General features: G+C 31.3%; 22 protein-coding genes and 1 pseudogene. 15 read left to right on the top strand and 8 right to left on the bottom strand.

Annotated elements, in window-relative coordinates; all coding sequences use genetic code 11:
- Window positions 1-52: 52 nt before the first annotated feature.
- Window positions 53-295: a hypothetical protein gene (locus tag AST02_RS08125; protein ID WP_069817246.1), complete on the bottom strand. Its 243-nt coding sequence runs from the start codon at window positions 293-295 to the stop codon at window positions 53-55.
- Window positions 296-574: 279 nt separating this feature from the next.
- Between AST02_RS08125 and AST02_RS08120 the strand changes: the two genes are divergently transcribed.
- Window positions 575-1,576 (top strand): LLM class flavin-dependent oxidoreductase, encoded by a 1,002-nt coding sequence (locus AST02_RS08120; RefSeq protein WP_069817244.1) that lies wholly within the window; start codon window positions 575-577, stop codon window positions 1,574-1,576.
- A 325-nt stretch (window positions 1,577-1,901) separates the two neighbouring features.
- Window positions 1,902-2,405 (top strand): DUF805 domain-containing protein, encoded by a 504-nt coding sequence (locus AST02_RS08115; protein WP_069817243.1) that lies wholly within the window; start codon window positions 1,902-1,904, stop codon window positions 2,403-2,405.
- A 113-nt stretch (window positions 2,406-2,518) separates the two neighbouring features.
- Here AST02_RS08115 and AST02_RS14380 read toward each other — a convergent pair.
- Both AST02_RS14380 and AST02_RS08110 read right to left on the bottom strand, forming a co-directional pair.
- Window positions 2,519-2,669 (bottom strand): annotated as a pseudogene (locus tag AST02_RS14380) (IS5/IS1182 family transposase); the annotation flags it as partial.
- Window positions 2,670-2,844: 175 nt separating this feature from the next.
- Window positions 2,845-3,663 (bottom strand): LysR family transcriptional regulator, encoded by an 819-nt coding sequence (locus AST02_RS08110; RefSeq protein ID WP_069817241.1) that lies wholly within the window; start codon window positions 3,661-3,663, stop codon window positions 2,845-2,847.
- Between the two features lie 140 nt (window positions 3,664-3,803).
- Here AST02_RS08110 and AST02_RS14610 point away from each other — a divergent pair, with 140 nt between their 5' ends.
- The 3 genes from AST02_RS14610 (at window position 3,804) to proC (ending at window position 5,495) form a co-directional block, all read left to right on the top strand.
- Complete coding sequence (locus AST02_RS14610) at window positions 3,804-4,058, top strand: hypothetical protein (protein WP_319020793.1); 255 nt, start codon at window positions 3,804-3,806, stop codon at window positions 4,056-4,058.
- Window positions 4,059-4,160: 102 nt separating this feature from the next.
- Complete coding sequence (locus AST02_RS14605) at window positions 4,161-4,691, top strand: DMT family transporter (protein ID WP_370736929.1); 531 nt, start codon at window positions 4,161-4,163, stop codon at window positions 4,689-4,691.
- 30 nt (window positions 4,692-4,721) lie between these two features.
- Window positions 4,722-5,495: a pyrroline-5-carboxylate reductase gene (proC, locus tag AST02_RS08100; RefSeq protein WP_069817239.1), complete on the top strand. Its 774-nt coding sequence runs from the start codon at window positions 4,722-4,724 to the stop codon at window positions 5,493-5,495.
- A 93-nt stretch (window positions 5,496-5,588) separates the two neighbouring features.
- On the opposite strand, the gene AST02_RS08095 is transcribed toward proC, so the two are convergent.
- Window positions 5,589-7,445 carry a glycosyltransferase family 2 protein gene (locus AST02_RS08095; RefSeq protein ID WP_081332978.1) on the bottom strand — a complete coding sequence of 619 codons (1,857 nt, stop codon included), beginning with the start codon at window positions 7,443-7,445 and terminating at the stop codon, window positions 5,589-5,591.
- Between the two features lie 515 nt (window positions 7,446-7,960).
- Between AST02_RS08095 and AST02_RS08090 the strand changes: the two genes are divergently transcribed.
- Window positions 7,961-8,770 carry a hypothetical protein gene (locus tag AST02_RS08090; protein ID WP_069817237.1) on the top strand — a complete coding sequence of 270 codons (810 nt, stop codon included), beginning with the start codon at window positions 7,961-7,963 and terminating at the stop codon, window positions 8,768-8,770.
- A gap of 379 nt (window positions 8,771-9,149) precedes the next feature.
- On the opposite strand, the gene bioB is transcribed toward AST02_RS08090, so the two are convergent.
- Window positions 9,150-10,133, bottom strand: a complete 984-nt coding sequence (bioB, locus tag AST02_RS08085) for a biotin synthase BioB (RefSeq protein ID WP_069817236.1) — start codon at window positions 10,131-10,133, stop codon at window positions 9,150-9,152.
- 266 nt (window positions 10,134-10,399) lie between these two features.
- On the opposite strand from bioB, the gene AST02_RS08080 reads away from it, so the two are divergent.
- Window positions 10,400-11,818, top strand: a complete 1,419-nt coding sequence (locus AST02_RS08080) for a sodium:solute symporter family protein (protein ID WP_069817235.1) — start codon at window positions 10,400-10,402, stop codon at window positions 11,816-11,818.
- 72 nt (window positions 11,819-11,890) lie between these two features.
- On the opposite strand, the gene AST02_RS08075 is transcribed toward AST02_RS08080, so the two are convergent.
- Window positions 11,891-12,655: a 2OG-Fe dioxygenase family protein gene (locus AST02_RS08075; protein WP_069817234.1), complete on the bottom strand. Its 765-nt coding sequence runs from the start codon at window positions 12,653-12,655 to the stop codon at window positions 11,891-11,893.
- A gap of 411 nt (window positions 12,656-13,066) precedes the next feature.
- Between AST02_RS08075 and AST02_RS08070 the strand changes: the two genes are divergently transcribed.
- The 3 genes from AST02_RS08070 to AST02_RS08060 all read left to right on the top strand — a co-directional run bounded on the left by AST02_RS08070 (window position 13,067) and on the right by AST02_RS08060 (window position 16,488).
- Window positions 13,067-14,446 carry an LLM class flavin-dependent oxidoreductase gene (locus tag AST02_RS08070; RefSeq protein ID WP_069817232.1) on the top strand — a complete coding sequence of 460 codons (1,380 nt, stop codon included), beginning with the start codon at window positions 13,067-13,069 and terminating at the stop codon, window positions 14,444-14,446.
- Window positions 14,447-14,471: 25 nt separating this feature from the next.
- Window positions 14,472-15,971: a sodium:solute symporter family protein gene (locus AST02_RS08065; protein ID WP_069817230.1), complete on the top strand. Its 1,500-nt coding sequence runs from the start codon at window positions 14,472-14,474 to the stop codon at window positions 15,969-15,971.
- 127 nt (window positions 15,972-16,098) lie between these two features.
- Window positions 16,099-16,488: a tautomerase family protein gene (locus AST02_RS08060; RefSeq protein WP_002506312.1), complete on the top strand. Its 390-nt coding sequence runs from the start codon at window positions 16,099-16,101 to the stop codon at window positions 16,486-16,488.
- Between the two features lie 105 nt (window positions 16,489-16,593).
- Here AST02_RS08060 and AST02_RS14375 read toward each other — a convergent pair whose 3' ends face one another.
- Window positions 16,594-16,737: a hypothetical protein gene (locus AST02_RS14375; protein ID WP_176721535.1), complete on the bottom strand. Its 144-nt coding sequence runs from the start codon at window positions 16,735-16,737 to the stop codon at window positions 16,594-16,596.
- Window positions 16,738-16,847: 110 nt separating this feature from the next.
- Window positions 16,848-17,507, bottom strand: a complete 660-nt coding sequence (locus AST02_RS08055; RefSeq protein WP_069817228.1) for a DsbA family protein — start codon at window positions 17,505-17,507, stop codon at window positions 16,848-16,850.
- A gap of 171 nt (window positions 17,508-17,678) precedes the next feature.
- On the opposite strand from AST02_RS08055, the gene AST02_RS08050 reads away from it, so the two are divergent.
- The 5 genes from AST02_RS08050 to AST02_RS08025 form a co-directional block, all read left to right on the top strand.
- Window positions 17,679-18,401 carry an ATP-binding cassette domain-containing protein gene (locus AST02_RS08050; protein WP_069817226.1) on the top strand — a complete coding sequence of 241 codons (723 nt, stop codon included), beginning with the start codon at window positions 17,679-17,681 and terminating at the stop codon, window positions 18,399-18,401.
- Window positions 18,394-19,839 (top strand): hypothetical protein, encoded by a 1,446-nt coding sequence (locus tag AST02_RS08045; protein ID WP_069817225.1) that lies wholly within the window; start codon window positions 18,394-18,396, stop codon window positions 19,837-19,839. The genes AST02_RS08050 and AST02_RS08045 overlap by 8 nt, the downstream gene beginning before the upstream one ends.
- The gene (locus tag AST02_RS08040) at window positions 19,814-20,131 is read left to right on the top strand and encodes a hypothetical protein (protein WP_069817223.1); all 318 of its coding nucleotides are present in this window, start codon (window positions 19,814-19,816) and stop codon (window positions 20,129-20,131) included. The genes AST02_RS08045 and AST02_RS08040 overlap by 26 nt, the downstream gene beginning before the upstream one ends.
- Window positions 20,132-20,612: 481 nt before the next feature.
- Window positions 20,613-20,912 carry a hypothetical protein gene (locus AST02_RS14545; protein WP_226957468.1) on the top strand — a complete coding sequence of 100 codons (300 nt, stop codon included), beginning with the start codon at window positions 20,613-20,615 and terminating at the stop codon, window positions 20,910-20,912.
- Between the two features lie 627 nt (window positions 20,913-21,539).
- The coding region (locus AST02_RS08025; protein WP_069817220.1) for a YSIRK-type signal peptide-containing protein at window positions 21,540-23,285 on the top strand (1,746 nt) is incomplete at its 3' end.

The raw sequence follows: 23,285 nt of genomic DNA, 5'->3' as shown, positions 1-23,285 counted from the left end.
AGGTTTGTTTTTTATATTTTTAGGAAACAAACCTTTTAATTTATCGATGTTTTTAAAGTAGAAATAGTCTTTTGAAAGATTTTCTAAATTTATCCCATGCTGCTATATCAAGGTAGTATTTATCACCCGTTTGTTTAATTACATCTTTTTTTAATAAGTTTTTAAACGTCCTATTGTATTTAATATTTAAACTTTCGTAAGTCCTAGCATGTTCGGGCGAAGTGGCATGCGCTTCGATAAGTTTCTTAGCGACTTTATTCTGTTTCCATATTAAAACTTCTGATCCGTTAGTCATATTAGCCTCCTTTTTAAATAATTATAGCATAATATAATTAAAATATTGTAATGGTCACTACTGAATTATCCTAAAAGAATTGTGATAATAAACTTGGGTGATAAACACGCCATAAACAGTAAATTATCTTTATATCGCCTGGTGTTTTATGATGGAATAAGCAGAGGATTTTTTTAATTGTGTGATGCCCATATACGTTTTAAATATAAAAGTATAGGCGTTATATCAAATTATAAAACCATCCATATTCAATAAGGTTTATAAAGGAGTACTAATTAAATGACAAAACATATACCATTAAGTGTCCTCGAACTTGTAGGCATTTCGGAAAATCAGACAGTCAAAGAAGCACTTGAAGCATCTATGGATAATGCAGAGCTTGTAGATCATCTTGGGTTCAAGAGACTTTGGTTTGCTGAGCATCATAATACAAAAAATCTTGCATCCAGTGCTACATCACAATTGATTGCGATGGCAGCAGCACGAACAGAAAATATTCGTGTAGGCTCGGGCGGTATTATGTTGCCAAACCATTCACCATTGCAGTTAGCTGAAAATTTCGGCACGACTGCTCAACTTTATCCAGGTAGAATTGACCTTGGACTTGGAAGAGCGCCTGGCACTGATCAAAAGACATCTCAACTCATTACGCGTTCTGATAGTGATGCACAGACTTTTGCAAATTCTATTTTTGACCTCATGGGATGGTTCAGTGATGAAGGTCTCGGTAACAGTGTTCCGGTTACTTCGACAGTGGGTACAGGTACGCATATACCAATTTGGGTATTGGGCTCAAGTATAAATGGTGCATCTATTGCTGGACAGCTTGGACTGCCGTATTCTATTGCGACACATTTTGCACCTGATGACTATAAACAAAAAATTGACATGTATCGTTCTACGTTCAAGACAGATGCGCCAACTTCACAGATTGATGAGCCGTATGTCATGGCGGGAATTAATGTCATTGTGGCACCAACTGACGAAGAAGCAGAAAAAATTTGGACAACGACGATTCAAATGATGAGAGACATGCATACTGGTCAGCGACGTAAGCTACAGCCACCTGTTGATCCTGAAGAATTAGGTTCAGAAGAACAAAGAAAAATGATGGAATCAATGTTCAGTATTAAAGCGGTTGGTTCACCTGAAACAGTCCGTAATAAATTAGAAGCATTCACGGAAGAGACCGGAGCAGATGAACTTATCACTGTGACTTATACGTATGATCCAGAAAAAAGAAAACAATCGATGGAACTGCTCGCAGACCTATGGTTCTAAGTGATTGATGCTCAAGGAAGATTTTTCATGGTTGATTAAAGTGAAAAACAAGAATCGCCTGATTAGATTTAAGATAATTGGAACTGTATGTCATTTATGATGTGCAGTTCTTTTTTGATTTTATAAAATTTTATTTTGAAATATGACATCGAAATAGCTATTTGATCAATAGCAGAAACATTCTGTATTTTACATATAAATAAAAAGTGAATAAAACTTATTTTGAAATTGAAATTAAGGATTTAATACATCTTTTTTAAAAGCTATTTGCTATATGCATCTTTAGTTTCGTATACTATTACTATTAAACTAAAGGGGAAATTATATGAACAATTCACAAAATCAAGTTATTCAAAGTTATAAAGAATTTTGGACGCGTTTTTTGGACATTAATGGCAGATCTACTCGTCCTAACTTTTGGCATCCTTTTTGGATTAACTTCGTAATATCTTCGCTTTTAGGAATAGTATCAGCAGGTTTACTAAGCAGTGTATTCGCAATTGCAATTATTATTCCTTCATTTACCGTTATGGCCAGACGTTTACATGATACAAATCGTACGATGGTTCTTGCAATCGTTTCGCATATCAGTGGTTTCATAGCGATGGTGGCAACTATTGTATTTATTGTAGGTGTTTTAGCAGTAGCAAGCTCAGGTAGTGGTGGTATGATTGGTGCTACATTATTAGCTGGTGCATTTGGTGCAGTTGTTGCTGGAGTAATAGCACTATATACTTTATATGTATTAGTTATCACTGGTAATAGAGAACCTAATAATTATGGTTCAGGGGGAAGCTGTGAAATTGACCCTCAAGCTCACACTCATTAGTTAAATAAATGATTTATCTACAGTCTCAGAATGTAGACAAACCCTTCACTAATGTGAACCCCAAAAGTTGGACTTAAAAATCTAACTTTTAGGGGTTTCTTTTATGTCAAAATATTATCAAGACAATATCTCCTCCGCAAGTTCATATACAAAATTTAAATCTAATATCGAATCGACCTTACGTAATAAATGATTATTAGGAACTAATTCAGAGATAGAAATCATTTCATATTGATCTCTTCTATCAATTGATTTATTCAACATAATAAAGACCACCACTGTTTAATTTATTTATTATAATATTTTTTGTGTAATATGGGCAGTGATTTATGCCGACTCCTGCGGGAATAGCACTAGCCGAAGACTACAGGCTAAGGCAGTGCCCGCGGAAAGCGTGCATAAAAAAATGCCAACAAAGTCGGAGACTTTGTCTACAGTCTTATTTTGTGTTTTCTTTTAAGATACTGTGAAAATTATTTATGTGCTTTTCCTTTCTTGCGTAAATACCTATCGTTCGCAAGGCATTTGGAAGTTTAATGTGCGTATACATATCACTGTTCACCTTTTCCATATATGACTGCGGACAGATGGCTACACTTTCACTTGTAGCTATAAAATTTAAAATGGATTCTCTATCTTTGACGTAGGATAAATCCATTTTTTGTGGATTAATATTATTATTTTTAAAATCAAATGTATCACCCGGTGGTTCTAATAAATAGTAATGTTGCTGAGCTAAGACTTCTGCATCAATATGAGTTATTTCATTTAATGCGTTCTGTTTAGAGAATACAAGTTCATAGGGCTCTTCAAACCAATATTCATAATAAACACCTTCTTGTAACTCAATTTGTTCACCTATGACCAAGTCTAATTTACTTTGTTTAAGCTTATTTACTAATTCCTCGGTGCTGTTGGCGGGAAACAATCTGATGCGTTCATTTTGATTATTCATTTTATGCAATTTGTCTAATGGAAAATTTGAAATAATACCTACTTTTAAAACTTCAGTATCTTGATTTTTTAAATAATCAATTTGCTGTTTTACTGATTTAAGTCCTTCATATAGCTTTAAACCTTCATTCGTTAAGCTGACACCTCTAGGGGTTGCATCGAATATTTTATAACCAAAATATTGTTCTATTTGAGCAATTCTTTTCTTAATGCCGGGTGTACTTATATTTCTTTCAAGTGCAGCTTTGTTATAACTTTTAGCTTCAACTACAGAAAACAAATCTTCTATATAATCTATTTCCATACAATCGCCTCTTTTAACTCCTAGTTTATGCTCATTATACTAAGTGATTATTCCATAAAGCACAATACCTTGCTAACATTTAGTTAATGAAGGAGTGATAATTTGTCTAAGAAATTAAACGTATTGAAAAGGATGCAACGATGAAAGCATTAATCCAGTTCATAGCATCAATGGTCATCTTTGGAACGATAGACCTTATCATTAAACAAATAAATTTAACTTCCATAGAAATAGCGATGCTTAGCAGTTTTATTGGTTTTAGTTTTTTATTATTGTTTTACATTATGCGTAAGCAAAGACTAAATTTTACTTTTTTGAAGCATTATAAATGGCTCATCATTATTTCTAGTTTTGCATTAGCAGGTAACTGGGTATTTTTATTTCAATCATATTAATATACGAGTATTGCAAATGCAACTTTAGGCTATTATTTTGGTCCGATTATTGTATTACTGCTATCTCCATTCATTTTAAAAGAAGCATTGAGTAAAAAAAGTGTGTTATGTATTATCGCTTCACTTATAGGCTTGATATTTATTTTAAGTAATGGTTTTCTACAGCCTGGATCAAATGATGTGTTAGGAATTCTAATTAGTATGCTTGCGGGGAGTTGTTACGCCTGTTTAATGCTTACTAATAAGTTTATTAAACAGGGTAGCCGTATGGATTTAACTATTTTTCAATTAGGCATAACAACTTTGATTTTGCTTCCTTTCGTCTTTGGCGTTGGTGGTGGATTTGAAATTCATACACAAATTTCTGCGATACCGTTCATTCTTATTTTAGGCGTTGTTAATACTGGTATTGGTTTTTGGTTATTCTTTTCTGGTATGGAAAAATTAAACGGTCAAAATATTGCATTATTAAGCTATATCGATCCATTAGTCGCAATTTTTATATCGGGCCTTATTTTACGTGAACAATTTACGATGTTACAAATAATTGGAGGAATAATACTGATTGCTTCAACGTTCTTGAGTGAATTTTCATTTAATAAATTAAAAATACGACGAAAACAAGGGTTTTAAATACTAAGCATTTAAAAGGGGCGTTTAAATATGAAAATAGGAATTATTGGTGCAGGCAGTATGGGCTCAGCGATGGTAAAAGGGTTTTATAAATCAAATCACTTAAATATGAATAATATTTATATCAAATCTGGTAAAAGCAATAAAGCTAAAGTACTTGCAGAGCGTGTCAATGCTAATGTAATCGACACATATAATGACTTAGAGCAAAGTGACATGATTATTTTAATGGTTAACGAGAGTGACGCTAGAGGAATTTTGGAAAAATTGAGTGATGTAATGAGTGAAAATACGGTTATCGTTTCTGTCGTACCATCGCTTTCTATCGAAGGAATGGAAGGTATTTTACCGCAAGCACAACCTATTGTTAGTTTATTACCTAATACTGTTGTCGAAATAAATCAAGGTATTTTAGGTTATGCGCATAACCAATATGTTGATGAAGAAACGATTAATTTTGTCTTTAAACCTTTAGGTAATCTGGTTAAAGTGAACGAAAGTGAATTAGATATATTTAGCACACTTTCAGGATGTGGACCGGCTATTGTCGATGTTTTCATTGAAGGCTTATCAGATGGGGCTGTATTAAATGGTATGAATAGGGCGTTGTCTTATAAAGTCATAACTGAAATGCTAATTGGTGCTGCAAAATTAGCCCAAGCGTCTGAAAAACATCCAGCTGAATTGAAAGATGATGTAACTTCTCCTGGAGGGAGTACAATTAAAGCAATCGCTACACTGGAAAAACACGCTTTTAGATATACACTTGTTGATGCAATAAATGCTGTTAATCGTAAAAATTAAGAAAACATCTGACCTGAAACTTTCGCTATCTTCTAAAAATAAACGCAATCCACTTAATAATAGTGAGATTGCGTTTTGTCATCTTAAATATAATTAGCTTAAAGTATTAACAAATTTTTCATTTGCTGTTAAATAATAGCCATCAGCAGTTTTTAATCTCGGTGTAAGTTTGTCAGTGAATGCAAGATCAACAATATCTAATGTCGCTCCAACTTTTAAAGTTTTAATTGGTGCGTCGTTAAAAGCAATACTTTCGTATAGTTTGCATTTTTTTATAACTTCTACTGATTTTGGAATATGAGATACATAACCTTCAATTTTATTAAGATTAATTGGTGTTACCAACGTTTTATCAGCTGTGATGTAGAAATCATCATTTGTGATTAATATAGGCATTTGATCAGTGCTTTTTCCAGTTGCTTTAATTTTAATAAGCTGACCTTTAGCAATTGAGTCTATTGGATCATTGAAATCAGTATTTTTATATCTGTTAATTTCCTGTTTCGCAACAATATGGTCAGGCGCATCCATTAGGTAATGATTTGTATTTGATGAAACATGGTCTTTTTTATCTGAAATAAATTCAATATCAAGATTCTGACGTTTTAATATACTATGGCCATTAACATTTGGATAAGTTGCACGAACTAATACTTGGTCAAAGCCGTTATATTGAATTGAAATATTAAAATCAATATCTTCAAATTTCAAATCGTCTGTTTTAATATAAATAGAGTCATTTTCTAATATGAAATCCACTTGTTTACTAAAACGGTCATCTTGAATTTTGACTAATTTTACTGCATCAATGGATACACTAGGTTGTTTAAACACTTCAATGACATCATAAAATGTATTGTTAATTAATCTTGTACCATTGTATACGGCAGTACATTTTGTCTTAAGTTCAAGCAAGTTACTGAATTTTTCAGGATATTTAAAATAAACCATGTGATCTTTAATATATTTGTGAGTATTTTCTTCAAAAAGCATATATTCAATATAATCTACAAAGTTTTCTTTATTATGATGGTATGTGTTATAAACATTTTTATACTTATCATTTATTAATAATTTTTCCATATCGTAGCCTGCATCTGTGATAACAGACTCAACTTCATTGAATTGTTGATAAAAGAAAGCTTTGTCATTTGAATTTAAGAATGTTTTTGTAACTAAGAAACGAGACATAAAATCCATTTCTATAATACGACATAAGATTTGCTCCTTAGCATATTCAGGTAGTTCCATTTGAATTATTTCTTTAAGTACATCTAAATTAAAATGAGATTTTTCAATCATGTCAGTGGCTTTTATTAATGAAATATTATCAGCATAACGATTTACATGATAGACAGGTTCTGGCGTCATAGAGGCGCTTTGAGATTTACTAATTAATTCAGAATAAAATAGTTTATCTTCTCCATATTTTAAATTTTTGAACTTCATATTATTATCAATAACAGTTGACCGCTTGAATACTTTACCCCAAGGGCCAACAGCTCTGAAGATATTATAAATTTCATGAGGAACGAGTCCATTATCTTCTTTATAAGAAGCGAAGTTAGCTACTTTTCTTATTTCATTATTCATATGTTTGTAACATTGACCAAACCCAATATCTGAATGGTGTGTTTGCATCTGACGAATTAATTTAGGAAAACCTTCTGCTTCTAACCAATCATCAGCGTCTAGTATAGTTATATATTCTCCATTGGCTTCTTGCATACCAACGTTACGTGGGATTGCAGGGCCGCCTGAATTTTCATCTAATTGAATAGCTCGAATAAATTCATATTGTTCAGCGTAACGATTTAATATTGCGTATGAACCATCTGTAGAAACATCATCTACAAAAATAGCTTCAATTTGTGACTTATCAATATTTAGATTAATTAAGGATTGAATACAATTTTCTAAAAAAGATTCTTTGTTATATACTGTTACCACTATTGAAATTAATTTCTGAATTATAATCGCCTCCATATTGCTTGTGATTAAAAGTATTTATCGCTGTTATATATTATTTTCATGTAATGTGCATTCAAATATTAATAAAAGGAAATTAAGTGCTTTTTTGAAAATTCATAAATGGAATACTATACTCTTATTGATTATAGTTCAAGTTTTAGTATCTTATATGTAGAAATACATCAAACATGACGCTAAAAATAATTCGCTTAGAATGTTATTATATTCATTTAACAGGTTTGCGTATTCGTTTCTATGTCCCTTGTAATGTTATAGTTTAAGAAACTCGATAACTTTATTAACAGCTACTGTGTTAAATATTTTAAAGGCACATAATCTTGCTAAGAAATAACATAAGTATTATGATGTCAAAGCTATGGATATGAAGATAAAAAGGATTTATATAATTGGAGAAAACAGTGATGAAAAATCCTCCTTATATATCATTTCATTGGTTGTAAGTTATACGCTATAAGTATTGGAGAATGTTGTCTATGAATCGTTTTAAAAAGATATTTACGAGTAGCACGAAAACGGCAAATAAAAAAGTAATCACTATATATGTCATTTTACGCTTAATTGTTATTTTAAATCTTATGAATGAAATGATATTTATCCATAGATGGGATGTCATTTTCACTCTTGTCTTGACGCTTGTGCTATTTACCATTCCACAACTTACTGAACGCTTATTAAAAATTGAAATTCCTAACTTGCTTGAATTTATTATTATACTGTTTATTTTTAGTTCCACGATTTTAGGTGAACTTGGAGATTTTTACAGTTATTTCAGGTTATGGGACACAATGCTTCATTCGATTAATGGATTTTTAGCTGCAGGTATTGGATTTTCACTAGTATTTTTACTTAATAAAAATGTGAAAGGAATCAATTTAAATCCATTGTTTCTTGCAATCGTTACATTTTGTTTTTCTATGACGATTGGTGTGATGTGGGAGTTTTTTGAATATACTGTTGACCAGAGTATGGGTATGGATATGCAAAAAGACCATGTTGTTCAAAAAGTGAATAGTGCAACGATGGCTAATGAGCACAATACTGTACACCACATTGATAATATTGAGAAAACCGTTATAGAGAGTAGAGATGCGTCGGGCAATCGTGTTGAAAATGTTGTTAATGATGGATATCTTGACGTTGGTATACATGACACAATGAAAGATTTATTTGTGAATTTACTAGGCGCCGCTGCATTTAGTGTGCTAAGTTACTCATACGCGAAATACGACCAGAAAAAATATAAATTTGTGAAGAATTTTATACTTAAAAGAGAAGATAGGTAATTGCGCACTTATGAAAATATAAAGTTAGCTTTGCCTAAAATTAATCCCAAATAGTTAAATCTGAGGATCTCTTATTCATGTAATAAATTTTATAATTTAACTATTTGAGTTTTCATCTACAGAGCGCCTTTTTTGTATTGCGTTTTAAGTAAAATAAGTAATATAGTTAATAAAATGAATGAGGGTAACCAAACAAAATTTAAATTCAACATACCTAGGTAAATACAAACAGAAAGAATGGGTAGGCCGAATGCATTTCCCAGGGAATAAACGCTTTTTACAGTGTGACTCGCGTATGCTGTTACGATTATTTTTCTGAATATGATTCTTGCACCACCAAAAGATAGACCAAAGCATAGCATTAATAGCAGTTTTATTTCTAATTTCCTTTCAATTCATTGTATCCAAAGTCAATTTCAAAACCTAAATCTTGAATCATTTTATAGTCTAATTGATTAGGCTGTCCTCCAGTAATTAAATAGTCTCCTACAAATATTGAATTTGCAGCTTTCAAAGCTAAAGGTTGTAGTGACCGTAAATTAACCTCTCTACCGCCAGCAATTCTAATTTCTTTAGATGGATTAACGAGTCTAAATAAGGCGATAAGTCTTAAGCATTTTATAGGAGTCAATTCATCCATTTCCCCGAACTTTGTGCCTTGAATGGGATGTAAAAAATTAATAGGAATACTATCGGCATCGATTTCTTTTAAGGCAAACGCCATATCAATAATATCCTGATTTGATTCTCCCATACCACAAATGACACCAGAACATGGTGAAATATTGTTTGCTTTCATAATTTCTAAAGTATTGGTTCTATCCTTATAAGTATGTGTGGTTACAACTGCTTCGTGATAGTTTTCGCTCGTATTTATATTATGGTTATATCTATCAACACCAGCTGCTTTGAGTTTTTTAGCTTGTTCCTCATTGGTTAACCCAAGACACGCACATACTTTCAACTGAGGATGATTTGATTTTATTTCTTCTACAGTTCTACTTATATGGTCAATTTCTTTATTACTTGGACCTCTGCCGCTCATAACAATACAATAAGTGCCTATATTGTTTTCATGCGCTACTTTGGCACCACTAACAATTTGTTCTTCTGGTACTAAACTATACCGCTGTTTTTGCTTCATATCCCTAGATTGACCACAATAACCACAATCTTCAGGACAAATGCCACTTTTTGCGTTTAAAATCATGTTTAATTTAACTTTTTTGCCGTAATAGTGTTTTCTTAATATATAAGCTTCGTTTAATAAATCTAATGTGTCTACGTTAGGATCTTCATAAATTTTTAGCAATGTATCTTTAGTTAATGTTTCCCCTTGTAAAATGTTTTCAGCTAATTTCATATTAATTCTCCTCATTTAATTAGGATTTAATAGTTTCTCCTTTTTATAATAAGGCTATTTCTATACAAATGTAAACCTAAATAAACAATTGGTTTACATTAACTTCGAGCTAGCTTAAAATTCTGATGAGGGAATAACGTTTTATATTCAACTGTTTAAGGAAGTCTAATGACATCAACAAAAACTAAAAATTTAGTTTGATTCATGTAAGGAGTCACGATAAACTAAAGGCATTGTGAAAAATATATTTACGAGGGGATAATGTAGTGTTTAATAGTAGCGAACAATTAATTTTAGGATTTACGATCATTATTTATTTTATTTTTCTATTACTAATGTCTGTATACATACAACGAAAAATTAAAACTTATGATGACTATAATATGGCAAGCAGAACGGTAACACTATGGCCACTGATTTTAACATTTGTGAGTACAGGCGTAGGCGGCGCGACACTGTTAGGTTATATGGAAAACGGCTATACATTAGGTATGGGACAACAGTGGATTCATATAACTATGATGGTTGCTGTTATTGTACTTGCATTCTTTTTATTAAAACGTATTAGATTACTAGGTGAAAAGCATAATATGGTGACAATCGGTGATTATACTGCGCTTCGTTATGGCGAATCAGCACGTATTCCTACTGTTATCAGTTTCTTATTTGCTTATTGTGCGATGACAGGTATGCAATTTGTCGCGATTGCTTCTATTTTGAATTTAACAATAGGGTTAAATATGACAGCGGGTATTATTATAGGATGTATCTTACTGACTATAAAAACATACCTAGGCGGTTTAAAGGCTGTGATTTGGCAAGACGTTGTTCAAGGGACGATGCTTACGATTGGTATCATAGTACTATTCTTTGTGGTTATATTCTACTCGGGTAATTGGAGCGAAATTAAAGCGAATGCGAGTAGTCAAAACCAAAATGATATGTTGAACTTCCTTAATATCACACCAAATGAAATTTTAATCTATCTGTTAACATTAGCTTTTTATCAATTTATCAGACAAGATGTGTGGCAACGTATTTGGGCAGCTAAAGACTTGAAAACTGCAAGAAATGGTTACGGCATTTCGATGATTATTGCGGTAGCGTTAGGTGCAATGACAGTATTTATTGGTGTCTATGCTAAGTTTGGTTTGAATATAGATATAACAGAAACACCATTAGTTTATTATAATGTCATCCAAAATGTGTTTCCATTTCCATTAGTACTCATAATGATTATAGTATTATTAGCAGCAGTCATATCTAGTGCGGATTCCTTCTTTATTGCAGGTTCTTCATCTATAGCTAATGATATTATAAAACCAAATGTGAAAAGTCATAATCAGAATAAAATGCTGTTATATAGTAAACTTTCAGTATTGATCGTAGCTGTGATTTCTTTAGTATTGGCACTTATGATTCCAGAATTAGTAAATCTTATGGTAACAGGCACTGCGATGACAGTATCAGGCTTGCTTGCACCAGTGATTTTCGGTCTGTTTTGGAAAAAACCTACCAAACTTGCAGGTAATGTTGCAATGTGGAGTGGACTTGGCTCAGCAGTAATATGGCAAATACTTGGTCATCCGTTTGGTCTGCATCCAATCTTAATTGGATTACCACTTTCAACAATTATGTTATTACTTGTAACATGCTTTGGTAAAAAAGATTACGCGACAGCTTAAAGTATTCACTTTATTAAAAATAAGATTTAGCATAAATAAACCCCCTACTTTTATAAAAGTAGGGGGTTTATATTATTCATCGACATCTGCAACAACTGTTTGTTGGTAATCAATTAATATGACAGATCTAAGACCTGTACCTTGTTCTGAACCTTTTTCAACTGGACTTACATAATGACTGACATTAGGATCGTAAACGCCATAGGATTCTAAAGGGTTCTCCATTTCAAAAACTTCTATTATATTGCTTTCATCTGTATCTTCCGGATTACTCCCAGCAGCTTCCGGCACAGCGATAGCATTCGTTCCACCAACAATATTCTTTCTTTCAATTAAATGAGCAAAAGTAAATGGCTCTCCGTCTTGGTGCAAGCAGTTCGGTGAGGAAACAGCTTTATCTCCGTCATTTTCTACATACAATTTAACGAAATGCACACCCACATGAATCGGTAAGATTTTATCTTCTTCGTTCCAAAACGTTTCATGATAATTGGCTATAATAATAGCGTTTAACAATTTATTACTTCTTATATTTTCATCAATAGAGTGGAATTCTCTATATGAGCCGGAATGTTCTGGATTAAACTTCCCTTGAAAATACGCAGAATAATCAACGCCATTTCTTTCAATTGTAGGAAGCCAAAAAACATCTTCTGTGCCAGGTAAAACGATTGCTCGAGAGTATCTTCTATATCTATTAAGGTTAGGGGCATAATCATCTTCGGGCAGATCAGCAAAGTACGCTAAAATTTCATTATAATCCTGTTCAATACCCTCATAATTTAAACTTTTCATTAAATCATATCTTGAATAACCATCTTTTTGTAATTTATTCATTATTCAATACGTATCCTTTCTATTTTTAAATCTAATAATTTGTGAATATCCGTACTAATTGCGTCCAATTGTTCATGATTCTTATATATGTGACTTAATAATCTCTTTTATATTTTATACCATTGTAAGTAGCAAACACAAATGTCGATAAATTTTGATTTCCTAAAAATGAACAAAAACATTTTACCGATTTAATCCGACTATTCTTATATCAATTACTGTTTTGGTGTTGACGAAGTATGTAATATTCGCTATATTAACTAGCATAGATATTATCTGAAAATTCTATATATTGAGAATTTTCATCTTAGGAAATGAGTAAAGTAATTCAAAAAATATTAAATTAAATTTTAAAATTTCCTCAACAGTCACTATTAAGCACAACGAAACTACATTTAGGAGGAAAAACATATGCCGAAAAAGCAGTTACATTTTAATGGATTTGTTCAAAATTCACCATCCCCACATTCATCTGGTTTATGGAAACATGACAAAGATCAAGGTGCACATCACAATCAATTAGATTACTGGATCAATATCGCGCAGACATTAGAGAAAGGTAAGTTTGATTCTATATTTATTGCAGACGTTTTAGGAACATATAGCGTTTATAATCAATCGAGTGATGCTGCAATTAAGCATGCAGTCCAACTACCTGCGCACGATCCTATACCGATTATTTCTGCTATGGCTGCAGTCACAAAACATATTGGTTTTGCCCCAACAATCTCTACTACATATGCACAACCGTATAGTTTAGCTAGACAATTATCTACATTAGATCATTTAACTAATGGTCGTTTAGGTTGGAATGTTGTCACGTCTTATTTAGAAAGTGAAGCGATTAACTTAGGACTGAAAGAACGGTTACCAAAAGATTTAAGATACAACAGAGCAGATGAATTTCTCCAAGTTGTTTATAAACTTTGGGAAGACAGCTGGGAAGACGGCTCTGTAGTTAATGATAAAGAGACTGATACATACGCAGATCCTGATAAAGTGCATGAAATTAACCATGAAGGTGAATTCTTTAGTGTGCCTGGACCACATATAGTGGAACCATCACCGCAAAGAACACCTGTATTATTTCAAGCTGGCGCTTCAGAAAAAGGTAAAACGTTTGCTGCGAAACATGCAGAAGCGGTGTTCACGAAACATACCTCAGTAGAATCATTGAAAAGCTATGTAGATGATATACACACAAGAGCTGAACAGCATGGCAGAAGTAAGGATGATATTTTAGTGTTTCCTATGGTACTCCCAATTATCGGAGAAACAGAAGAAGAAGCCTATCAAAAATATGAAGCATTAACAGAACATATCAGCTATGAAGGTTCCGCATCATTGTTAAGTGGACATACAGGCATTGATTTTTCAGAGTATGACCCGGACCAGTATATAGAAGATATTGAGACGGAAGCGATGCAAGGCAATCTGAATATGTATACCAAAGACCCACACCATAAATGGACACTCAGAGAAGCTGTGAAAAATCATGGTTTAGGCAATGGCACAGCTAAATTTATTGGAACGAAAGAGCAAGTCGCTGATAAATTTGAAGCATGGGCAGTTGAAGGTGGGGCATCTGGGTTTAATATCGCTCAAAGTTATTCACCTGGTACATTTGAAGAATTTGTTGATCATGTTATCCCTGAATTACAAAAAAGAGGTCTATATAGAACAGAATACGAAGGCACAACACTTCGTGAAAATATGTTCGGTAAAGATCAAAAAACAATAAAGGAAAATCATCCAGCAAAAAACAAGAGTGCAGCGAATACTCTTATATAAATTAATAATAAAGGAGTAAAGAACAATGGATGAAATTTCTCTTTATACATGGATAGGCTTCATATTATTTATGATAGTCATGGTTATTGTCGGATACATGAGTTCACGCAAGATGAAAAATATTGCTGATTTTGCCACTGGTGGCGGCAATATCGGGCCTAGGGTGCTGGGACTATCATTTGCAGCAACATACTTAAGTGCAGCCACCTTTTTAGGCTATCCCGGTTGGTCATATGAATGGGGTCTTAACAACTTATGGTTATTTCTAGCCATGTTTATTGGTGGGCCCACGGGTGTCTTAATGGTTGCTAAAAAGGTAAGGAAATTAAATACAACACAAAAATCTTTATCCCTCCCAGATTGGTTAGGAGATTTCTACGATAGTGACATTATGCGCGTAGGTACTGGCATTATTCTCCTTTTTAATATTTTTTATATAGCCAGTCAGTTTGTTGCAGGCGCAAGGATTTTTGAATATTTACTTGGTATGTCTTATTTTAGCGGACTCGTCTTTATAGCCGTTATTGTCGTACTATACGTGTACGTTGGTGGTGCACTTGCAGATATTTATACTGATGCGATACAAGTTGTCATTATGGCCATTGCAGGTCTTGGTGTATTTATCTCAGGTATCGTTATTTTTTGGAAAGGGAGTATTACAAGTACATTTACTGGTATCGCAAATAATTTATCTAACCAAAATGAAAACTTAGTTAAAGTATTTAATCCAGAATCTGTACATTTCAACTCTTTCGCCATGGTTTTAGGTGCAATCGTTATACAGTGGGCGTTTGCTTCTGCACCGCATTTATTCAATAAAATATTAGGTTTGAAAAACGAAAAAGATTTAGGGAAAATGATCAATACTTATATTATTGTCACGGGGCTTTGTCTACTCGTGTTATTCGGTGGTATATTCGCTCGTGTCGCATTAGGTAATAGCGTTGAAACATCAGATTTAGCACTGCTTGACTATATTATTTGGGCATTTCCTGCAGTGATTGTAGCACTTTTCGGCGTGGTCATTTTAGCTGCAGCGATGTCGACAACAGATGGATTATTTGTATCTATTTCTACAGTATTTGCGAATGATATATTCTTAAAATCCTTAGTTAAACGAAAAATAATTAATATTAGTGATGAAAAAGCCAATAAAATCGCATTTCAAATAAGTAAGATTAGTGTGCCAATTGTAGGTTTATTATCATTTTTACTTGTCTTACAACCTCCAAAACATATGAGCGACATTATGTGGATTGGAATATCAGGCATCGCAGCGGGTACATTAGGCCCTATCCTACATGCCATATACGCCAAGAAGAAAGCACCAGCGAGAGCTGCAGAAATATCTATGTTTGTAGGATTGGGTTCCTATTTAGTCATTTACTTCGGTGGTATTATTCCAAGTACAATGTCAGCAGGTGCAGTAGCAACATTTATCGGTATCGCAACAATTACAATTGCTGCATTTATCATCAAGCCAAAAGATAATCAAAAATATAATGTAGAAGAAGGTAATAATTAATGTTTGTTAATGAGATGTTATCGATATGGTTATATGGTTTTCTAGGAATGTTTGTTGTAGTATTTATTTCGTTAAAAGTCGGATATTCAAATAAAGATAAATAATTAATTTTAAAAGGAGAATTTACATGCCATTAATTAAATTAGACATGATCAAAGGTAGAGAAAAAGAGGAAATTAAAAGTATTTTAGATATCACATATAACGTGATGTTAGATGCATTTCAAGCACCAAAAGGTGATAAATATTTAATTGTGAATCAACATGAAGACTATGAAATGGAAATATTAGATACAGGTTTAGGCATTGAAAGAACGGATGACGTGATTGTATTTACTATCGTTTCAAGACCGAGAACAAAAGAACAAAAAACGACATTCTACAAAAATTTAGTGAATACGTTACATGAAAAAGTAGGCATTCGTAAAGAAGATATTATGATTAGTTTAGTAGAAAATACCGATGAAAACTGGAGTTTCTTTAACGGTGAAGCACAATTTTTAACAGGTGATTTATAATCTAACTAAAGGACATATTATTTCGTTAGGTGACAACACTTATATAAAGCATAAAAAAGACACTTCCACTTAATAGCGGAAGTGTCTTTTTGTGTTTATCAAAAATTAAAATTTATCTTTTAAGTCTTTAGCTTTATCTGTTGCTTGGTCTTTTACTTCTTCTTTTTTCTCGTCGTCATTTTTAATTTCGTTGGCCTTATCTTTAGCTTTATCTGTTGCTTGATCTTTATACTCGTCAAACTTACTCATAAATAAACGCCTCCTTAAAATGTTATATTACTGTGATTCCACATATCAATAAACTTAAACATATTCATTTTTATAATTTATTCAAAAAACGTCTTATTAATGTGAGTAGACTATTTTTCTTTATGAATTAGCGGGCTTATTTCTTTTTCAAAATCAACTTTATTTTCTAAATTTTTTATCTCTTTCCCATTAAAATAAACTGTCGGTGAATATTTGATATTGTACTTATCACTGATATATTTATCTTTTTCAGCATTATCCCAAAATTCACTCTTTTTATTTTTGTAACCTTTTTTTATTTGAATTTTTAATTCATTTTGTATATCAAGAGTATCAAATTTTCTATTTAAAAAAACGTCAATATCGGAGTTTTTAGTTGTTTTTTTATTTAATAACTCATTATGAAAAGTTTCGTATTTTCCTGGAGCAAAATGATTTACCGCATATGCAGCAACAGAGGACTTTAAAGAATGCTCACCTAAAAAGCTCATTTCTATATTTCTGACTTCAATATTATGTTTTTCAAGTAAGTTAGAACTGTTTAAAATCTCATTATTAAATCGTTTACAATCAGGACAGTTGTAATCCTCAAATACTATTAAGATATTACTCTTTTTATTTTTATTAACTTTAGGAACATACTCTGTATCTTTAACTAGATTCTCCCACATTTTAATGTCTTCATTTTCACCAAAAAATTCTCGTCTTAGGATTAATAACAAAAATAATATAATAGTAAAAACAGAAATAAATAATAAGATATTTTTCATTGTGCTACCTCCCTATATTTGAGTGATTTTTTATTAAAACTTACATTTAAGCTAAAGGTGGTATCTATATGACTATTATATAAAAATTTATTGAACGCAACTTTATTTTATTATATAATAAAATGAAGAATAGTTAAAATTAAAATATGGTTGTGTTTTGGAGGGATACCAATGCTACATTTACATAATATACAATTTAGCTATGATGATAAGAAGGCTATTTTGAAAAAAATTTCTTATGACATTAAGTACGGAGATTTTATAGCACTAATTGGGGCAAATGGATCTGGAAAAACGACATTAGTTAAATTAATTAATGGAACACTTTCATTAAAAAAAGGAAAAGTGACCTTAGATGGTGTGAGGAATATTAAAGAATATTTCAAAATAAATACACTTTATTTACCAAGTGATGATATTCTTCCTGGTTTTTTGTCAGGCAGAGAATATTTAGAATTTCTACATAAATTTTATAAAAAAAGATTAGATAATGAAAAACTTAAAATGTTAGCTCGAAAATTATCTTTTGTTAATGATTTAGATAACGTCATTGATGATTATTCAACAGGGATGAAAAAGAAACTTCAAATTATTTTAGCTGTACTTATTAAGCCAAAACTATTAATAATTGATGAAACCTTAAATGGTATGGACATTGAATCTGTATTTATTACAAAAGAAATGCTAAGTAACTTATCTAATGAAAATACTATCATTATTATGTGTAGTCACGATTTATCTTTATTAGAAGATATCTGTAACAAATTCATCATTATAAAGGATGGCGTTATTGCTAAAAGTAATTACATGCAAAATATTCCAATTAGTTTGACGGATACATTTAAAGATGTTTTATCGACTAACCATAAGGAAAAGGAGTCAAGATATGGTTAAAGATATATACGAATTAAATAAATTATATACTTTGGTTTTTATAAGAAAAGTGTTTAATTTTGGAATAATGAAATCTAAATTAGTAAGAGCAGGTATTCTAGGACTTGCTGTTATTCTATTTTTAATTTTACTTTTTTCTATTTATATATTTATGTCTGATATTAAAAGTGAAGTAGATATTATCAGTTTTATCATTAAATCGTACTCGTTAACTGTGTCTTTATGGACGGTTATAACCGTTTTAATTGTAAAAATTGTATTTTCCAAAAGTGATTCTTTTTTTAAAATCACCGAGAACTTTCCAATTACTAAACATACAATTACACTTTCAATTTTTATATTTGAATTATTATTTAGTTTAATTTTGGTAAGTACAATATCAATGGCGTTTATTATCTCTATTTTGTTAAACGGTTACTTGAATTATATAGAAGAGTTAATAACTAATATATTTTATGTGAATATTTTAGTGTTTTTAATATTACAGTTATTAAGTAAAATACTTATATATATATGTACTGTAACGCGAATAACTAAAGTGTACACATTATTAAACACCGTTATGCTAATAAGTATATTTATATATTTATATAAACATACTTATACAGTAGTTAGTAGTATTGCTCAGGATTTTTTAAACCATGAAAGTAAAACTAAAAGTTTAGTCTTACTATTAAATAGTAGCTTAGAAAAATTTGGATTTATATTTACTTCAGTTATTGTTATCGTTGTTTCAATGATACTAGTATCAAGTATTATAAAAATCGTTGGTGAAGTGCATTCTACACCATCTAAATATTTAAAATTACTTGATATACCTAAAAATACAAATCATTTATATGTGTATATTGCTTCTTCATTTAGACACATAAATATGTTGACCAATATAGTAAGTGCGTATGTTTTTTCATTACTTTTAATTTCAATTAATTTAGAAAAATACATATTATATACGTTGTTGATTATTTGTTTTAATGCTATTTATTACTTCGTACAAACCTTAGAAATAAGATACATTTCTTATAATTTTAAATACTCAGCTATTAATGATTACTTATTAATGTTGATTTCCCAAATTATTATTGTTTATATCAGTGGGATTCCGTTGATAATAACTTATATCTGTTTAAATAACGGATTGGATACATTATTTTTTACAACACTTGCCTCTATTACAATAAGTCCTATTTTATTGCTCATGTTAGGGATTTTACTGCCACCTTATAAAGATAATCCATTTACAGTTTTAACAAGTATAATAATTATTTCAGTGCCAATTGTTTTCATAGTTACCGCTACAGAATTATTAAATTTAGGTTTTATTACGAACGTGTTAATTTACGCCTTATTAATAATATTCGCTATTATTTTCAGTGTTTACGGATTAAAAATATTAGAAAAGAGGTTTAAATATGAAAAAAATTCTGCATTTAATTAATAGTATATTCATATCTTTTATTGCAACGTTAACTTTATTGGTTATTTCATTTTTTATTATGATATTTTCTATGAGAGAAGGGAGAAAGACAACATATTTTAATAGCATATTTTTTGAGGCAAAAGAAAATAATGTAAGAGAAACCACGTTGAAACTTGGTGTTGAAAATATAGTTCCAATTATAATTACTTTTATTATTTTAGTAATTATTTCATTTATCTTATTTACACTATTTGATAAAAAAAGAGAGAGTAAGAATGGTTGGAAAAATAAAAAACATCACATTATATAGTTTTAGTCGGATATTTTTTAAAAAGTACTATTTGATTTTTTGCTTACCATGTCTAACGTTGATACCTTTTATAATATTGTTAAAGAAAGAATTAATAATGTTTACCCTGGATTTTTCACTTGTTCTGTATTTAGGTTTAATTACTCCATTTATATTACACGAATATATGTATATTTTATTTATGAAAAAAGAGTATTCAAATTGTGAAATGAAAATTGAATTTTCTTTATTAAAAATTTCATTGCTTCCTAAAATTCCACAAATCAGTAGAAAAACTTTATTAAAAATAGCGTTACTTCCCTTAATAATATTATTCTCAATAGGCATTGTATTCTTTGTTATTTCTTACATCATGAATTATTTTCCGTTACGAATTGTCGGCTTTCTTTTTATGATACATATTATAAATGCTATTCCACCATTTGGAGATGGATTGATGATCATAAAAGCATTATTAAGCAGTAATGAAAGGAGGTGAGAGATGATGGAAGTAGCAAAAGTAAATTATTTTATTATTTCTCTATTAACGATGTTTAAGATAGCTAGAAGTTACATTGTAGAAAAAACTAAAGATTATAAAGAACAGGTTGTTAAAAGTATTCAAAATCGTGAATTCCAATTTAACGCTTGGTATTTAGTTTTAATTGGGATAATTTTAGCTTTAGGAGCAACTGTATTTTTAGGTTTAATGGTATGGTGTGTAGTCAATGGTCATGGTAGCTTCACTGGAATGTGGAAAGCAGCCAGAAAAGGCTACATTTATGCTAAGTGCAGTAGATAAACCTTAGTTATTTGGGGGCATAGTAAGTGATCAGACTTATTATACCCTCTTTTTATAATTCAGATAAAAGTACAAAAGGTAAGAAATTTATAGTTCTTAGAGTCAAGAGAAACCTAATTCAATAATGGACTATGAAAATATTAAAATTAACTTTCTAAATTGCCCTTAAAATTAACTTTTATCAACTATATAGAATATTAGCATATTTAGTTATAAAGGTAGAATGAATTTTACTTCATTAAAATATATTTAATGATAATACCACTGTAGAACAATCTTAATATTTTTCATAAAACAATTTCAGTCTTTTTATTGGAGTTCACTTTATTATCAAAAATCATATACATTCTATAAACCAGACAAACCCTTTGCTATAAAGCACTAGGTTTGTCTTTTAATTTTATTATAGAACCATAAAATTTAAGGGTAAAACGTTTTCAAATACCACATTTTTCAACCGTAAAAAGTATTGGAAATTAATCTTTATTAAGTTGAATTCTAATTAAAATATAAAAATAAACGTGAATAACACGAAAACAAAAATAATTTTTTAATAAAGGAATAGTATTTCTTATGAATACAATGTAATATGTAATCATACCTAATATTAGAGGGGGAATTTGTGCAGTGAGAGAGAGACAGAGGTTTTCTATAAGGAAATTGGGAGTTGGCGTTGGATCCGTATTGATTGGTCTTACGATTTTTGCAACAAGTGGGAACGTTGCATCGGCTGACGAGAGACAAAATAATGGAGAAAATTTTGAATCCGTCGTATCAGATAAAAGTGTAGGCGATATTGGGAGCCCTATACAAAATGGTACAGAAATAGCAAGTGAAGATGAAAAAGGTACGGTTGAATCTGCTCAACAAGAAATTGAAGATGTGAAAGCTGAGGATACACCAGAAGTTTCACAAGAAAAGTCAGAATTATCAAACGAAAGTAAAGAAGAAGTAACACAAGAAGAGTCAGCAACATCAACAGAAGATGTGAAAAGTGCGGAAAAAGTTTCACAAGAAACACCGAAAGCATCACCTGAAGATGATAAAAACATAGATGAGTTAACACCAGAAGAGCCAGCAACATCAACAGAAGATGTGAAAAGTACGGAAGAAGTTTCACAAGAAAAATCAGAATTATCAAACGAAAGTAAAGAAGACGTATCAGAAGTAGCACAAGAAGAGCCAGCAACATCAACAGAAGATGAAAAAGACACAGAAAAAGTGACACAAGAAGATTCAAAAACATCAGCTAAAGATGAAACAGATACAGAAGAAGTAACACAAGAAAAACCAGAACTATCAACAGAAGATGGTAAAGATAAAGAAGAAGCTACACAAGAAGACTCAAAAGCATCGCCTGAGGACGAAAAAGATTCAGAAGAAGTAGCAAAAGATGATAAAGACAAAGAAGAAGTGACACAAGAAGATACAGAAACATCACCTGAGGACGAAAAAGACAAAGAAGAAGTAACACAAGAAGATACAGAGGCATCGCCTGAGGACGAGAAAAAACCAGGAGAAGTAAAAGAAGAACTAACGACACCAACTGAAACTGATAAAAATGCAGAAGAATTGGTTCAAGAAGGCTCAGAAATATCACCTGAAGATGAAAAGGAAATAATCGAACCAGTTGAAGAAGGATCAGAATCAGAAGATGAGGATTTATCAGAAGCTAATGCGACACTTCAACGAAGATCAGATGTAAATAATCAAGCTACAGGAGGCATGCAAACCTATGCTGCACTTGCAGATGTTACACTTTTAGACAATATGGAGTTAACAGCTACTCATGATAATGGCATATTAAATCTACAATTAGAGGGGAGACCTTTAGTTGGTTTAGGTTTAGGAAATACGTATCCAACATTCCAATTGTCTCCTCAATTCCGTGATTTAATGGCAGATCCTAATTTTATAAATGCTATAGAATTAGACTATGATTTACCAGGATTGCTTGGTTTAATAAGAAACACTGGAACTTTAGAGGGCAGCGAATTGACTATTGATCCTAATACAGGTGTAGTTTATGGGACTGTTGAAAGTTTAGTGAATTTAGGTGTTGCTAGTAGAGTTACCTATAATTTGACTATTGATTTAAACCAATTAACAGAAAATGGTATGTTACCTGAATCTGATCAACCGGGTAGACAAGAATATAATTTTTCATCAGCTGCGGGTAGCGGTTTAATAAATCTTGATCTTCTCGCAAATAGCGGAAATGAAACATCTATTGTTATAGAAAACGAAGAGGATTCAGAGTCTATTAGTGAAAGTGAATCATTGAGTACATCAGAGTCACTAAGCGAGAGCGAATCGTTAAGCACATCAGAGTCATTAAGCGAGAGTGAATCACTAAGCACATCGGAATCACTA

It is taken from the genome of Staphylococcus equorum (genome assembly GCF_001747895.1).
Lineage (GTDB): Bacteria > Bacillota > Bacilli > Staphylococcales > Staphylococcaceae > Staphylococcus > Staphylococcus equorum_A.
Note: the sequence above shows the minus strand (reverse complement) of the source record. Positions and strands in the feature narration are given on the sequence as shown.